The following is a 14,994-nucleotide window of genomic DNA, read 5'->3' as shown; positions in this document are numbered from 1 at the left end:
GAAAATGTATATCGTTGGCAGAAGAAATTATTTAGACCAGTTATCAAAAACTTCATTGATGACTTTATTCTCGATAAAAATCATCTGCTACCACAGAGAATCTATAAATAATAGTGCGTAAGTCCTAATAGATATCAAAATATGTTCCTCCACTAAAAAACCACTGCCGCGACAGCGCTACTGTCCCAGAGTTGAAGTGCTTGGATTTATCAAGTGCCTGTGGCAGAGATGCCACACATTGCCCATCACCACAGGACGTCGTGTATGGGCAATAAGAGACCTTTGCCTACCTTGGGTCTTTCCAAAGTAGGATTTCACCTGCACAAATCCATTTAAACTTTTAAAGGAAAGATGAGGCTGGACAATATCTACCTCTAAATATAAACAAGTTTAGATATTTAAACGTATTCTCTGATAGCTTTTATTACTTCCTACCATGCCAACGATAGCTGAGTCAAAATTTTGGCCAGTAATGGTCACAACAGTAATTTTCTCAGGCTAAATAATGGGTCGGCAAATCAAACTAGAGCAAAACATCTTCAGGAACGCGTACCCAACCTTCCATCAACACACGTGCACTGCGACTCATGATGGCTTTTTTCACTTTCCACTCTCCATTTTCCTGACTTGCTTGTGCGCCTACTCTTAAAGTCCCCGAAGGATGGCCAAAACGCACGGCTTCACGCTCTACACCGCCTGCCACCCGATTCACCAGAGTCCCCGGAATGGCTGCCGCCGTACCAATTGCCACCGCAGCTGTGCCCATCATGGCATGATGCAGTTTCCCCATAGACAAGGCACGAACCAGAATATCGGCATCTGCTTCGGCAACCACCTTGCCACTTGATGAGGTATAAGTTTTGGATGGCGCTACAAAAGCGATTTTTGGGGTGTGCTGACGGTTAGCTGCTTCGCTAATGTCCTGAATCAATCCCATCTGCTTCGCAGCATAAGCACGAATGGTTTCAAACTTTGCCAGCGCTGCCGCATCATTATTCATATGATCCTGAAGCTCGGTGCCGTTATAACCCAAATCTCCCGCATTCAAAAACACGGTGGGAATGCCGGCATTAATCATGGTGACTTCAAAACTGCCAATATTGGGAACTTCCAGCGTATCGACCAGATTACCTGTCGGAAACATCGAACCGCCTTCGCCATCATCATCGGCAGGATCTAAAAACTCGATCTGTACTTCGGCTGCCGGAAAAGTCACACCATCCAGTTCAAAATCGCCCAACTCCTGAACTTGACCATTTCGCATTGGTACATGCGCAATAATGGTTTTTTGAATATTGGCCTGCCAGATGCGGACTGTACACAGCCCATTTTCCGGAATACGTGATCTATCAATCAGATCATTAGAAATGGCAAAAGCTCCCACTGCTGCGGTGAGATTACCGCAATTACCACTCCAGTCCACAAAAGGACGGTCAATTGCCACCTGACCAAATAAATAATCAACATCATGATCGGCCTGCTGGCTTTTTGACAGAATCACGGTCTTGCTGGTACTTGAACTGGCGCCGCCCATACCATCGATCTGTTTAGCATAAGGATCTGGGCTACCAATCACGCGCAGCAGAAGCTGATCACGAATCCGGCCGGCCTGTTGTGCTTCTGCGGGCAAATCATCCAGCTTAAAAAAAACGCCTTTACTGGTACCTCCACGCATATAGGTTGCAGGAATCTTGATTTGGGCTGCAAAACTCATGAATTGTTTCATCCTTTGGCTTGTCTTTGTTTTGGTAAAAGTTATGGAATACTTATGAGAAGAGTATAATCGCTTTAAAGCCAAGGAAGTTCAGTGCTCCGACCTAAGTATAAAAAATCAGCATTCGTATCAGAGCAAAAAAACAGGAAACTCATCAGTTACAATGTCAATAAAATTAATATATTGATTCAGTTATCTTTTATTTAATTTATTTTTATAATTTTTTATTATAAATCTGATAATAATATTTCATTCAAAGTCTTGCACTAGGTTTCTGAACTTTGTTCCATTACAATCTTTATACTTATTTTTTCCATTGTCGGGCTGAACACTTTGAATAACGAGTCTTCACAACTTCAGCGTGGCTTAAAGAACCGTCATATTCAGTTGATCGCCATGGGCGGTGCAATTGGCACAGGCTTATTCTTAGGTTCCGCACAGGTGATCCAATCTGCGGGTCCTTCTATTATTTTGGGCTATGCCATTGGTGGCTTGATTGCATTTTTAATCATGCGTCAATTGGGTGAGATGATTGTTCATGAACCTGTCGCAGGTTCATTCAGCCATTTTGCTTATAAATACTGGGGCAAGTTCCCCGGTTTCCTTGCGGGCTGGAACTACTGGATTTTATATATCCTGGTGGCCATGACCGAACTTACTGCCGTTGCGAAATATATTAACTATTGGTGGCCTTTTATTCCAGCTTGGGCATCGGTACTGTTTTTCTTTATCGTGATTACCCTGGTCAACCTCGGCAATGTGAAATTCTACGGTGAATCAGAATTTTGGCTTTCAATCATTAAAGTGACTGCAGTTATCTCGATGATTGTCTTCGGTTTATATCTGATCTTGACTGCAGATGCTTCCTCGACTGCGTCTTTCAGTAATTTATGGACTGCAGGTGGTTTCTTCCCGAATGGCTTTGAAGGTCTGTTCTTCATGCTGGCCTTCCTGATGTTTGCCTTCGGTGGGATTGAACTGATCGGTATGGCAGCAGCAGAAGCTGAAAATCCAGAGAAGACCATTCCGAAAGCGATTAATCAGGTGGTGTTCCGTATCCTGATTTTCTATGTGGGTGCATTGACGATTTTGTTATCACTGGTGCCCTGGAATCAGCTTGAGCTTGGTGGTCTGGATAAAAGTCCATTTGTAATGATTTTCAGTCAACTGGGCATTGGCTGGGCAGCACACTTACTGAACTTTATTATTTTAACGGCTGCACTGTCTGTCTATAACAGCGGTATGTATGCCAATAGCCGTATGCTCTATGGTCTGGCTCAGCAAGGAAATGCACCTAAAGTCTTCATGCAAGTGAATAAACAAGGTACTCCGATTCCTGCGGTATTGTTTTCTGCCGCGCTGATTTTCGGTTGTGTATTACTTAACTACTTTGTTCCTGAAGATGCATTAAGCCACTTGATTTATATTGTGGTCGGTGCGTTAGTGTTGAACTGGGCCATGATTACGCTGACCCATCTCAAATTCATTCAGAGCATGAAGAAGCTCGGCCAAAAGACCTCATTCCCAGCACTATGGTCTCCAGCAGGCAATATTCTGGTCTTAGGTTTCATTATTACGATTCTCTACATCATGTGGACTCAGGGTTTTCAGGAATCTATTTTAATGATTCCGGTTTGGATTGTGGTCATGTTCGTTCTGTTTAAGTTGCTTAAGCCTAAAAATACTTAATCGGTTTATATAAGTATATATTCTTAAAAAGTTATTGCTGCGGCAATAACTTTTTTTTCAATTAAGTTTGCAGTACATTAATCCTTCTTTTTGCGCCCTTAGCTTAACTGGATAGAGCAGTTGCCTCCTAAGCGACCGACGTGGGTTCGAGTCCCGCAGGGCGCACCATCTTTTTAAACTTTCCCGTAACCTACTCTGGCAGTGGGCTATCTTTTAAATTACTCAATGAAATAACTAAAACTTCTTCCAGGTCATTGCACTGGTCGTATCTGAATCTTTAGCTTTGCCAAAAACCTTCATTTGATCTTTAGATTCATTCAATCGCGCTTCAATCACATAGCTACGACCATCTTGAATATTCAACCATTGCCCTTGATTAAATTGAGTATGATGAGAATCTGCCACCATTCCCTTGAGTACTTCCATACCAAAGATGGGTTGGTTCTTCAGCATACCGCGGCATTTTCCACAAACATCCGGATTCGCCACACCGGGAACTGGGCGATTTTTGGTAACCACCGCACTATATTGCTGTGTCTTAGAGTTCTTACGAATCACAATTTCAGAAATATAATAACCTGTACGATCATCAATGACTTTCCATGAGCCAATTAATGGATCAAATGGCATAGCAGCTACAGGAGTGACCAGTCCAAACAGTAATGTAATAGCACCCAAAAATTTAATATTCATAAGCAAGATATTTATAACTCAACAAAAAAACAGAGGCACATTCGTGCAAAATCGCGGCAGATTATAATTATTTTAGTTCACTAATCACAGTAATATTATAATTTTTAAGCACATACATCTTACTCAGCTTAAGTATTTTCTTAACTGATGAAATTTATTTTTATAAAGTTTTCTCTATCACCTTGAGCTCAATAACAGAAAAATAAACAAGGATCATGGCTACTCTAGCCACGATCAGAAGCAATAATAAAGATAGACGGATATTCGCAAGGAAAGATCAAATATCTCTTAGAGCGGAATAAATTGCGATTGGTAGTCAGAGCAAAACTAAGAGCCAATAAAAGAATTTTATGAAATAAGGTACAAAAGCCTAGGAGGTCTTCAGATAAAATTCCAATAGTTCCCCCTATAAGGCTTAGAGTAGAAATTTCATCTTGGACATAAAAAAGTGACTATGTGATGTATTTAACAAAATATTCAATGAATTATTAAAGATCTACATATTTTTTTCATTTTTCTCTTAAATAAATAAATTATTGATAATAAAAGTAAAATATATAATTAAGTATGCGTTTTTCATGATTAATTAGTATTTTTACTCTATTTAGCTGCTTTTTTATGCTTTATTTTTAGTCTAGAGCATTTACTCTTATTTTAATTGTGGTATTTTTGGCACATGGAGTAACAAATGATTACGGTTTATTAACCGTTATCTCCAAAAAATCAAATAAGTGCAAACAACAACGCTAGATATAAATTTGTACCTCAAGGAAAGACGTAAATGAAATTAAAAACATTAACTACTGCAATGATTCTCGCAACTGTACCAATGACGGGTGCATTTGCTGCTGCAATGGATCGTTCGGGACAATCTATCGCAGCGTTTTTACAACCGGGTAATTACTTTGAAGCAGGTATCTCTGTTTTAGATCCATCAGTTTCTGGTACAACGTCCAATTCACCATTATTAGGACCAGGTGCTAATCAAGCTACAGGTGATATGGCTAGTGACTACTACTTTCCATCCGCAGCATTAAAATTCCAAGTTACTGATAATTTTTCTTTTGGTCTTCTGTATGATCGCCCTTTTGGTGCTGAGGCAGAGTATTCAGCACCTAATGCTGGTCTCACAGCATTTTCTTATTTAGGTGAAGGTACTTCAGCAGAAGTTAAAACAGAGAACTTAACCTTCTTATTGGGTTTCCAACCAAATGAAAACTGGAATTTTTATGCTGGCCCAGTTTATCAAGAAGCTCAAGGTGAAGTACATTTAAGAGGAACAGCTTATAGTGCTTTAGGTGGTGTCCCCCTCGCCACGTTCCCAGGCATGGTTTATGATGCCAACATGAAAAAAGACTCTGAAATTGGTTGGATTGCAGGTTTAGCTTATCAAATTCCAGAAATTGCTCTTAAAGCATCTTTAACTTATCGTTCGGAAATTGAGCATCAATTAACTTCTACAGAAACTCTAGGTGGAAATCCAGTTGGTGCTGTAACAGGTATGTTAGGTGGCACCCCTACTACTGGTAAAACTGATGTAACTACTCCCCAGTCTGTTAACCTTGATCTTCAGTCAGGTATCATGGCTGATACAGTCGCATTCTTAAATGTCCGTTGGGTAGACTGGTCTGACTTTGCAATTCGTCCTCATGATTTTGGACAACTTCTTGATACCTTAGGAGCTTCTGGTATTCCTGGTACTTCTCCAGCTCTTATTGGTGGTAATTTAGTTGAATATAATGAAGAACAATGGTCAGCTACCGCAGGGGTAGGTCGTAAGTTTAACGATAAATGGGCAGGTAATGTTTCTGTAGGTTGGGACTCAGGTGCTGGTAATCCTGTAACTACACTTGGCCCAACAGAAGGTTACTGGAATGTAGGCCTTGGTTTACAATTTAGCCCAGCGCCTAACTACTTTATTGCTGGCGGTGTGAAGTACTTCTGGCTAGGTGATGCTCAATCTTTAACAGTTGCTAATCCAAATGTAGGTAACTTTGAAGATAACCACGCTTTAGGTTATGGCTTAAAAATGGGTTACCGCTTCTAAGTTCTCCTAAAATAAAAAACCACTTCCGGGTGGTTTTTTTGTTTTTACTCTACTTTTATACAATCGTATATCAATCGCTTATTTTAGCATCGATTAAAATTAATAAAATTTTAGTTCTTTTACACTATTTTTAATTATTTAAAATTTATATTTTTCATGCACTTGAATTAATAAAATTAGTATAAAAACTCTAAGCAATCCTTTTGTTTAACCGCCTTAGTTCATTTCTTCAACAGAGTTGAGTATTTACTCTTTTTAAATTTATGTTACTTTTCCAGCACATTTTTGTTACAGATGGCATCAGGGAACGTACCATGAAGCTCAATAAAATTTATTCTGCTATTTTACTTAGCACTTTACCTCTTTCTGCAGTTCAAGCAGCTGGCTTAGACCGTTCTGGTCAATCTATTTCTGCTTTTTTACAGCCGGGTAACTATGCTGAAGCAGGTATTTCTGTTCTTGATCCAACTGTTAAAGGCTCTTCTACAGTAGCAGGTTTACAGGGCGAAAAAATCAGTGATATGGGGGAAGACTATTACTTTCCTTCCGCAGCAATCAAAGTTCAAGCAACTGATAAAATTTCACTTGGTTTGATTTACGATCAACCTTTTGGTGCTGATGCAAAATATTCTTCAATTGCCGGTTCATTTGGTAATGGAATAGAAGGCACTTCAGTTGAAGTAGATACTCATAATATAACCGCTTTAATTGGTTATCAACCTACAGAAAACTGGAATTTTTATGCTGGTCCAGTATGGCAAACTGTAGAAGCTGACATTAAGTTACGTGGTAATGCATATGGTGCACCCCCTTTAACTTTAAGTGGTTACAATATTAAGATCGAGCAGGAAGAAGCATATGGCTGGTTAGCAGGTTTTGCTTATCAGATTCCTGAAATTGCTTTAAAAGCCGCTGTAACTTATCGTTCTGAAATTGAACATAATGCAAAATCCAAAGAAAGCACTGAGCTTCCTGTTCCATCATTAAAAGCACTTACATCAAGTGTTAATGCAACGACACCTCAATCTGTTAATTTAGACTTCCAAACAGGCATTGCAAAAAATACTTTAGCATTTGCAAATATTCGTTGGGTGCATTGGGATCAATTTGCTGTTACACCATCTTTATTAGCAAATGCTTCAGGTTTACGTGGTAAAAAGCAGAATCTGATCGACTACTCTGATGACCAATGGTCTGCAACAGTAGGTTTAGGTCGTAAATTTACTAATAAATGGTCAGGTTCAGCTTCTGTAGGTTATGACTCAGGAGCCGGTAACCCTGTAACAACCCTAGGTCCAACTGAAGGCTACTGGAATGTAGGTTTAGGCGCGCAATATAGCCCTGCTGAAAACTATTTCATCCAGGCAGGTGTGAAATATTTTTGGCTAGGTGATGCAACTGCACAAACTGGTGGAAATCCAGTTGGAGAATTTGAAGACAATCATGCAATGGGTTATGGCATGAAGATCGGTTATCGCTTCTAATTAATTCATAGATTAAATAAAAAAGGCGCTTATAGCGCCTTTTTTATTTACTTTGATTCTTTAAGCTGGAATATCACGCACTGAAGCATTACGAATGGCTTCTTTTAACGCGTCATAACCATTAATTGGCGGGAATTGCGGGAATTCTGCAATGACATTCTCAGGTGCATCAAACAGGAAACCATGATCTGCTTCAGCCAGCATTGTCGTATCGTTATAAGAATCCCCTGCCGCAATCACACGGAAGTTCAAACCATGCAGTGCTTTAACAGCTTGACGTTTCTGATCTGGCTGACGAAGTTTATAAGCCGAGATCATACCTGCTTCATCTGTTTCCAGTTTATGACAGAAAATCGTCGGCCAATCCAGTTGCTTCATGAGTGGATGTGCAAATTCATAGAAAGTATCTGAAAGAATAATCAATTGAAAATGCGTACTCACCCATTTCACAAATTCTTTTGCTCCTGGGAAAGGCCCCATTTCTGCAATCACTTCCTGAATATCGTTCAAGCCCAAACCGTGCTGTTTTAAAATATTCAGACGTTGGGTCATCAGTACATCATAGTCAGGAATGTCACGAGTCGTCGCTTCAAGCTCTTTAATACCGGTTTTTTTGGCAAAGTTAATCCAGATTTCTGGAACCAACACGCCTTCTAAATCTAGACATACGACTTCCATGAACATTCCCTCTAAGTTGTATTGAAAAAATTTTGCACTATCATAGCTGAAGAAACAGATTTTGCACTGTACTTTTTTAAATCTATTTTTTTCATAAGTATTTATTTTTTAGTGATAAGTCAACTAAATCAATTCTATTAAAATAGATGTGAAATTAATTAATATAGGCTATGTCCTTTCCAAGCCTATATCGCCAGGACTCTCATGACCATCATTCCTACTATTGATCGTATTGATGCGCTTGCATCTGAATATGCTGATAAATCGCCCAATGAAATTTTGGCACTTGCACTGAGCCAGCAAGGTGAAATTGCGATTTCATTTTCTGGTGCTGAAGATGTTGTATTGATTGATATGGCGTCGCATCTCGGTAAACCGTTCCGGGTATTCAGTCTGGACACTGGCCGTCTACATGCAGAGACGTATCAGTTTATTGAACGGGTGCGTAAGCATTATAATATCGAGATTGAAATCTGCTTCCCCGAAACTGCAGACGTGCAAAATCTAGTGACGACAAAAGGTTTATTCAGTTTCTTTGAAGATGGCCATCAGGAATGTTGCGGTATACGCAAGGTTCAACCACTGCGTAAAAAACTGGCCACGCTGGATGGCTGGATTACCGGTCAGCGTAAAGACCAAAGCCCGGGTACCCGTAATGAAATTCCTGTGGTTCAGGCAGATCCAGGTTTTTCCGGTCCGGGTAAGCAGCTGATCAAATACAATCCTCTGGCCAACTGGTCCAGTGCAGATGTCTGGAGTTATATCCGCATGATGGAAGTGCCTTATAATGCGCTGCATGAAAAAGGTTTTGTTTCAATCGGCTGTGAACCCTGTACCCGCCCTGTCCTGCCGAATCAGCATGAACGTGAAGGCCGCTGGTGGTGGGAAGAAGCCACGCATAAAGAATGTGGTCTGCATGCTGGCAATCTAAAAAAATAAAGTTAAGTTTTATCGCTCCTATTGATTGAAAGACTATTTTTTTTAATAAAGATAGTCTTTTTTAATTGATAATTTTACATTTAGTGACAAGATAGAAATTACCTTTTATCGGGATAATATTATTTTAATTAAAGAATTGATAAAATTTTAGCTCATTGATTTATTTGCATAAAATGTGAAATGGAACACAATGCTATTCTTCTAATAACACATAATTATTAAGTTACACTCCACTTCGCCTAGTAAATACTATTTTTAGAAAACTATTTTAAAACTAAAATTTTCACATTTCATAAACTTAGGAAGACATTTTGTTCTTGTCAATAGCCACTTTTTCACAGTTGAGGCAAGATAAAGCAGTTCATTTATATGTTAAAAAAGATATACTTTAAAAACTAAAGTAATAATTCTAACAAGGCTTTTTAGTAAAAAAGCCATAGAGAATGCAGTGAGGCAATCCACGCTATGCGTCCATTACATCCAATTGATTTTATTTTCTTAACTTTAGAGAAACGGCAGCAGCCTATGCATGTAGGTGGGCTATTTTTATTCCAAATTCCCGAAAATGCACCAGCTTCCTTTATTCAGGATCTCGTCACGGATATTCAAAACTCCAAATCATCGCCGATTCCACCTTTTAATAATTATTTAAATGGCCTGTTTTGGGATGAAGACCAAGAATTTGATTTAGATCACCATTTTCGTCATATTGCCCTGCCGAAACCGGGCCGTATCCGTGAATTGCTCACTTATATTTCACAAGAACATAGTGCGCTGATTGATCGTGCCAAGCCTTTATGGACCTGTCATATTATTGAAGGGATTGAAGGTAATCGTTTTGCCATGTATTTCAAAATCCATCATGCGATGGTGGACGGAATCGCCGGCATGCGTCTGGTCGAAAAATCGCTGTCGCATGATCCGAATGCCAAAAGTATTGTGCCACCGTGGTGTGTTGAAGGGCCACGCGCCAAACGCCTTAAAGCACCTAAGGTCAATGCTTTTAAAAATGTCCTGCAAACCATTAAAGGCCAACTGGAATGCGCACCACGCGTCGCTTATGAGCTGTCTCAGACCGTCATGAAGGATATGGGGCGCAATCCGGATTATGTGTCCAGTTTTCAGGCACCAAGTTGTATTCTGAACCAACGTGTCAGTGCTTCGCGTCGTTTTGCGGCACAATCCTTTGAATTTTCACGTTTACGGCATATTTCTAAAGCCTTGGGCGTCACGATTAATGACATGGTACTGGCCATCTGTTCAGGTGCACTACGTGAATATTTACTATCACAACATGCTTTACCGAAAAAACCATTAATTGCCATGGTTCCGGCCTCGGTTCGAAGTGATGATTCGGATGTTTCCAATCGCATTACCATGATTCTGGCCAATCTGGGCACCCATAAAGAAGATCCTCTGGAACGTCTCAAAATTGTACGTGGTAGTGTACTGAGTGCCAAGGAACGTTTTAAACGCATGAATGCCAATCAGATTTTAAATTATAGTGCCTTTGTCTATGGTGCAGCCGGTCTGAACATTGCATCCGGTTTAATGCCAACGCGCCAGGCATTTAATGTGATTATTTCCAATGTGCCTGGGCCACAAGAATCATTGTATTGGAATGGTGCACGTCTTGAAGCACTTTATCCGGCTTCCATCGTATTGGATGGTCAGGCCTTGAATATCACCATGACCAGCTATCTAGACAAACTGGAAGTCGGCTTGACCGCATGTCGTAATGCCCTGCCGAAAATGCAGAACTTGCTGACGCATCTGGAAGAAGAAATTCAACGTTTTGAACTTATTGTAGATGGCGAACCTGTCCCAAAGTTACGGGCGGTAAGCTAGCCGCGGATGAATAAATAAGATAGATGGACTGCCAAAGATGCTGATCATTTTTGCCAGTCCTAGCGCACATAATTAAGGGGCTCATAGAGCCCCTTGGTTTTATTTTTTAATATCGTTTTAAATTTATTTTATATTTTTGGGATGATGCATCCATTTTTGATTGCCTAGAATTTATTTCAATCTGCACAAGATTCTGTATCGGTAGCATTAGCTTTTGATGGTACGACACTGTTGTAATAATTGATGGCAGGCATTACGAATCATGCTGGCGGTAATCTGGACTTCATTACCGCGCTCATCGACGATATATCCTGCATGTACAGTCTTTGGTTCTAATACGTGTTTTAGGCCTTTATTAATTACTGCTTTACTCATATTCATAACACACTCCTTTTGCTAAGCCTGAAACTGGGAGAAACGGCTTTGGCTAATTCATGCATCTAGTATTGTAAATAACAGCACCAATGTAAAATTTCAGATGTAACAAGTGTTTAACGATATTCTGTTACAATTTCAGCTGAGAATGATATCGTATTGCTCTTGCGTATACAGATTTTCTACTTGGAACTTAATCACGCGATTAATGAAATGCTCTAGATCAGCGACTGCTGGGGCCTCTACTGTTAGTAAACGATCAATTACAGCGGGATGCGCGACAACAGTAAAGCCACTCTGCGACTCATAAGCACGTGCATAACGCAGAATTTCTCTGAATATTTCGTAACATACTGACTCGGCTGTTTTGACATAACCACGTCCCTGACAAGTCGGACAGGATTCACAGAGTAAATGTTCCAGTGACTCACGGGTGCGTTTTCGGGTCATTTCCACCAGACCCAGTTCAGATACCTGAGTAATCTTGGTTTTAGCATGGTCACGTTCCAACATGCGCTCAAACTGTTTCATCACTTCTTCACGATGCTGCGCTTCCTGCATATCAATGAAATCAATGATGATAATTCCACCCAGATTACGCAGACGCAACTGACGTGCAATGACCTGAGTCGCTTCCATATTGGTTTTAAAAACAGTGTCTTCCAGTGAGCGACCACCCACATAAGAGCCGGTATTGACGTCAATGGTGGCCATCGCTTCGGTCTGATCAATCATCAGATAACCGCCCGACTTCAACGCAACACGAGTTTGCAGCGCCTTTTGCAGATCTTCTTCAACATTATATAAGTCAAAAATTGGACGCTCGCCCGGGTAGTGCAGTAAGCGGTCTCGCATATTCGGCACGAATTCTTCGACAAACTCTTGCAGCTTGGCATGAATTTCACGTGAATCGACGTAGATTTTTGCAGTTTCTTCATTGGCCAGATCACGAATGATCCGTTGTGGTAAAGGCAATTCTTCAAAGATCAGCGAGGGAACTGCAATAATCTTCTGCTTACGCTGGATATATTCCCAAAGCTTGGCCAGATAAGCCATATCTTGGGCAATGGCTGCTTCTTCAATACCTTCAGCAGCGGTACGTACAATCACTGAGCCTGGCAGCTTATGCTCGGCCTGAATCCGCTCAATAATCGAACGCAAACGATTGCGCTCTTCCTCAGATTCAATTCGCTGCGACACCCCAATATGATTGCCATAAGGCATCAGCACCAGATAACGCGAAGGAATAGACAAATCCGTGGAAAGACGGGCACCTTTGGTACCCAGCATATCTTTCATCACCTGAACCGTGAGGATTTGACCGGGCTGAAGCAGTTCAAAGACATTTGGGGTGGGCTGCTGGCGCGGCCAGACCATATCATTGATATGCAAAAATGCCGTTCTGGACAGACCAATATCCACAAACGCAGCCTGCATACCCGGCAAGACCCGTACCACTTTGCCTTTATAGACATTACCGACCAAGCCACGCTTGGCCGTACGCTCGACAAACAGTTCATTGACCGTGCCGTTTTCAATCAACGCGACCCGACATTCCATCGGCGTGACGTTAATCAATAACTCGTCAGACATAATTACACTCAAAACATTATAAAAATTCTTTTTATCAGCAGTTAATTTAGTGCCTTAACTGTCTGTAATAACTGTACGGTTTCATAGAGCGGCAAGCCGACCACATTGGAATAGCTGCCTTGTATTTTTGGAATATAACGTGCTGCAATTCCTTGAATCGCATAAGCCCCGGCTTTCCCCAGCGGCTCACCTGTGTCCCAGTAACTTTCCATGTCTGCGGCACTCAGGATTTGAAATTCGACCTGCGTACGTACCACTATACTGTATTTTTCATCTTTTGTACGAACACAGACACCGCTATAGACATCATGCCACCGACCGGAGATTTTTGTCCACATTTCAATGGCATGTTGCTTGGATTCTGGTTTACCCAAAATCTCACTATCGACCCCCAGACTGGTATCCGCAGCAATGATGATTGCATCTGGATAACGCTCGGCCACTGCATCAGCCTTGGCTCGTGCCAGACGTTCAACATAAGCCGCGACGGATTCACCTTCACGCACAGATTCATCGATATCCGGACTGTAGATATCAAAGCTCAGTCCGAGCTGCTGTAATAACTCACGACGCCGAGGTGAGCTGGAAGCGAGAATTATATGCGCCATTTTTTCAACATATAATAGAGGACAGGCCACACCAGAATACTGGTCAGCATTGGAATCCAGTGCCTGGCAAAAGAAAATTGCACGCCTGCCACAATCTGGGCAAAAAAGATCATCAGCAAATGTGCAACAATTGCCAGCCCCGTAATCACCCAGAGATTATTAAAGGTCAGGATACGGCGTTCACGAGTCAGGAATCGGGCTAAAAAGGCAATAATAATAAAGCTGAGGGCATTCAGACCTAAAGGTGCGTCCAGCAGCAAATCAATAAAAATACCGGTACCAAAGGCAAACCAGATCCCACACCAGGTCGGCTGACACAACACCCAGAATAGCATCACCATCAGCATGAACAGCGGACGCCAGCCCGAGAGGGTATAAGAAAGTGGATAGACCATCAAAATCGAAGCCACGATCACCGAAATGACGATGGCAAATAAGGGATCACGATGCTTTCTGGATTTCATCTTAGCGATTGACATGCGGTTGCTCCATCGCCAATGAATCGGAAAATAACACCACCACATGATGACCACCGGCCAGCTGCGCGGCTGGCGTTACATCAATCTGGGCAAATTCACCTGAATTATGTCGTTGTACTTTGGACACCTGCCCCACCAGATAACCTGCCGGAAAATGTTGGCCCAAGCCGGAACTATAGACTTTTTCCCCGACCTTGATATTGGCACTGGTCGGTACATATTCCATTTTCAAACGTCCCAGATCACCCGTCCCCGAGACAATGGCACGCATTCCGGTATGTTCCAGACGCACTGACAATGAATGTTCTTTATCAGACAACAGCATGACCCGGCTACTATGCGGATAGACATTAATAATCTGTCCCATAATCCCCTTGTCATCCAGTACCGTTTGCCCGACTTTCAGCTCGTTATTTGAACCCCGGTTGATCACAATGATATGTCTTAAAGGATCGGCATCGGTGCCAATCACTTCCGCAATTTCAATACGCCCGTCAATGATCAGTGGTGTATCGAGCAGACCGCGCAAACGGGTATTTTCAGCAGAAAGTTCAGAGATTTTTTGTAAGCGAACTTGCGCCTGCAACAACTCAGCCTGCATCGCGGTATTTTCCCGACGCAACTGAACTTCAGACTTGGTTTGTTGATTCAACCACTCTCGCGACAATACCGGATAACTGGCCACAGCATAAATAGGATTATAGGCCGCGTACAGGACATCCCTTGCAGGTTGTACAACATGTGGCATGCGCCAATCAAAGAAAAGCACCACCAAGCATGTTACCAATGCAATGATAAAAGAGCGAAAAGATGGCGGTTGTCGAGAAAACAGATGTGCTTGCACCCG

13 protein-coding genes, 1 tRNA gene and 1 pseudogene are annotated in these 14,994 nt (G+C 41.5%); 7 read left to right on the top strand and 8 right to left on the bottom strand.

Annotation, left to right across the window (positions count from 1 at the left end):
- Positions 1–111, top strand: a pseudogene (locus tag FTT73_RS13130) (IS701 family transposase); the annotation flags it as partial.
- Between the two features lie 412 nt (positions 112–523).
- Here the strand turns inward: FTT73_RS13130 and prpF are convergent.
- On the bottom strand, positions 524–1,714 hold the full coding sequence (gene prpF, locus FTT73_RS13125) for a 2-methylaconitate cis-trans isomerase PrpF (RefSeq protein WP_180041179.1): 1,191 nt from the start codon (positions 1,712–1,714) through the stop codon (positions 524–526).
- Between the two features lie 333 nt (positions 1,715–2,047).
- Between prpF and FTT73_RS13120 the strand changes: the two genes are divergently transcribed.
- Positions 2,048–3,403 (top strand): amino acid permease, encoded by a 1,356-nt coding sequence (locus tag FTT73_RS13120; RefSeq protein WP_005172091.1) that lies wholly within the window; start codon positions 2,048–2,050, stop codon positions 3,401–3,403.
- Positions 3,404–3,495: 92 nt separating this feature from the next.
- Positions 3,496–3,571, top strand: a tRNA-Arg gene (locus FTT73_RS13115).
- Positions 3,572–3,637: 66 nt separating this feature from the next.
- Here FTT73_RS13115 and FTT73_RS13110 read toward each other — a convergent pair.
- On the bottom strand, positions 3,638–4,096 hold the full coding sequence (locus FTT73_RS13110) for a DUF2147 domain-containing protein (RefSeq protein ID WP_180077145.1): 459 nt from the start codon (positions 4,094–4,096) through the stop codon (positions 3,638–3,640).
- A 781-nt stretch (positions 4,097–4,877) separates the two neighbouring features.
- On the opposite strand from FTT73_RS13110, the gene FTT73_RS13105 reads away from it, so the two are divergent.
- Both FTT73_RS13105 and FTT73_RS13100 read left to right on the top strand, forming a co-directional pair.
- Positions 4,878–6,143, top strand: coding sequence for an OmpP1/FadL family transporter (locus tag FTT73_RS13105; RefSeq protein ID WP_180191543.1), 1,266 nt, complete (start codon positions 4,878–4,880; stop codon positions 6,141–6,143).
- Between the two features lie 314 nt (positions 6,144–6,457).
- On the top strand, positions 6,458–7,627 hold the full coding sequence (locus FTT73_RS13100) for an OmpP1/FadL family transporter (protein ID WP_180077141.1): 1,170 nt from the start codon (positions 6,458–6,460) through the stop codon (positions 7,625–7,627).
- A 60-nt stretch (positions 7,628–7,687) separates the two neighbouring features.
- Here FTT73_RS13100 and thrH read toward each other — a convergent pair whose 3' ends face one another.
- Entirely contained in the window at positions 7,688–8,305 is a 618-nt protein-coding gene (gene thrH / locus FTT73_RS13095) for a bifunctional phosphoserine phosphatase/homoserine phosphotransferase ThrH (RefSeq protein ID WP_180077139.1), read from the bottom strand.
- Positions 8,306–8,509: 204 nt separating this feature from the next.
- Between thrH and FTT73_RS13090 the strand changes: the two genes are divergently transcribed.
- Both FTT73_RS13090 and FTT73_RS13085 read left to right on the top strand, forming a co-directional pair.
- Positions 8,510–9,244: a phosphoadenylyl-sulfate reductase gene (locus tag FTT73_RS13090; RefSeq protein WP_004646224.1), complete on the top strand. Its 735-nt coding sequence runs from the start codon at positions 8,510–8,512 to the stop codon at positions 9,242–9,244.
- A gap of 465 nt (positions 9,245–9,709) precedes the next feature.
- A complete protein-coding gene (locus FTT73_RS13085; protein ID WP_180077137.1) occupies positions 9,710–11,092 on the top strand; it encodes a wax ester/triacylglycerol synthase family O-acyltransferase in 1,383 nt (460 codons plus the stop codon).
- 207 nt (positions 11,093–11,299) lie between these two features.
- Here the strand turns inward: FTT73_RS13085 and FTT73_RS13080 are convergent, their stop codons facing one another.
- The 5 genes from FTT73_RS13080 to mreC form a co-directional block, all read right to left on the bottom strand.
- On the bottom strand, positions 11,300–11,473 hold the full coding sequence (locus FTT73_RS13080; RefSeq protein ID WP_005096185.1) for a PA1571 family protein: 174 nt from the start codon (positions 11,471–11,473) through the stop codon (positions 11,300–11,302).
- 132 nt (positions 11,474–11,605) lie between these two features.
- Positions 11,606–13,060: a ribonuclease G gene (rng, locus tag FTT73_RS13075; protein ID WP_005096179.1), complete on the bottom strand. Its 1,455-nt coding sequence runs from the start codon at positions 13,058–13,060 to the stop codon at positions 11,606–11,608.
- Positions 13,061–13,101: 41 nt separating this feature from the next.
- Positions 13,102–13,668, bottom strand: coding sequence for a Maf-like protein (locus tag FTT73_RS13070; RefSeq protein WP_005172102.1), 567 nt, complete (start codon positions 13,666–13,668; stop codon positions 13,102–13,104).
- Complete coding sequence (gene mreD, locus FTT73_RS13065) at positions 13,656–14,147, bottom strand: rod shape-determining protein MreD (RefSeq protein ID WP_005096176.1); 492 nt, start codon at positions 14,145–14,147, stop codon at positions 13,656–13,658. The genes FTT73_RS13070 and mreD overlap by 13 nt, the downstream gene beginning before the upstream one ends.
- Entirely contained in the window at positions 14,134–14,991 is an 858-nt protein-coding gene (gene mreC, locus FTT73_RS13060; protein WP_005096172.1) for a rod shape-determining protein MreC, read from the bottom strand. Before mreC ends, mreD begins: the two co-directional genes overlap by 14 nt.
- Between the last annotated feature and the right edge of the window lie 3 nt (positions 14,992–14,994).

Origin of the sequence: Acinetobacter sp. YH01006, from assembly GCF_013420445.1 — a bacterium.
Lineage (GTDB): Bacteria > Pseudomonadota > Gammaproteobacteria > Pseudomonadales > Moraxellaceae > Acinetobacter > Acinetobacter pseudolwoffii.
Note: the sequence above shows the minus strand (reverse complement) of the source record. Positions and strands in the feature narration are given on the sequence as shown.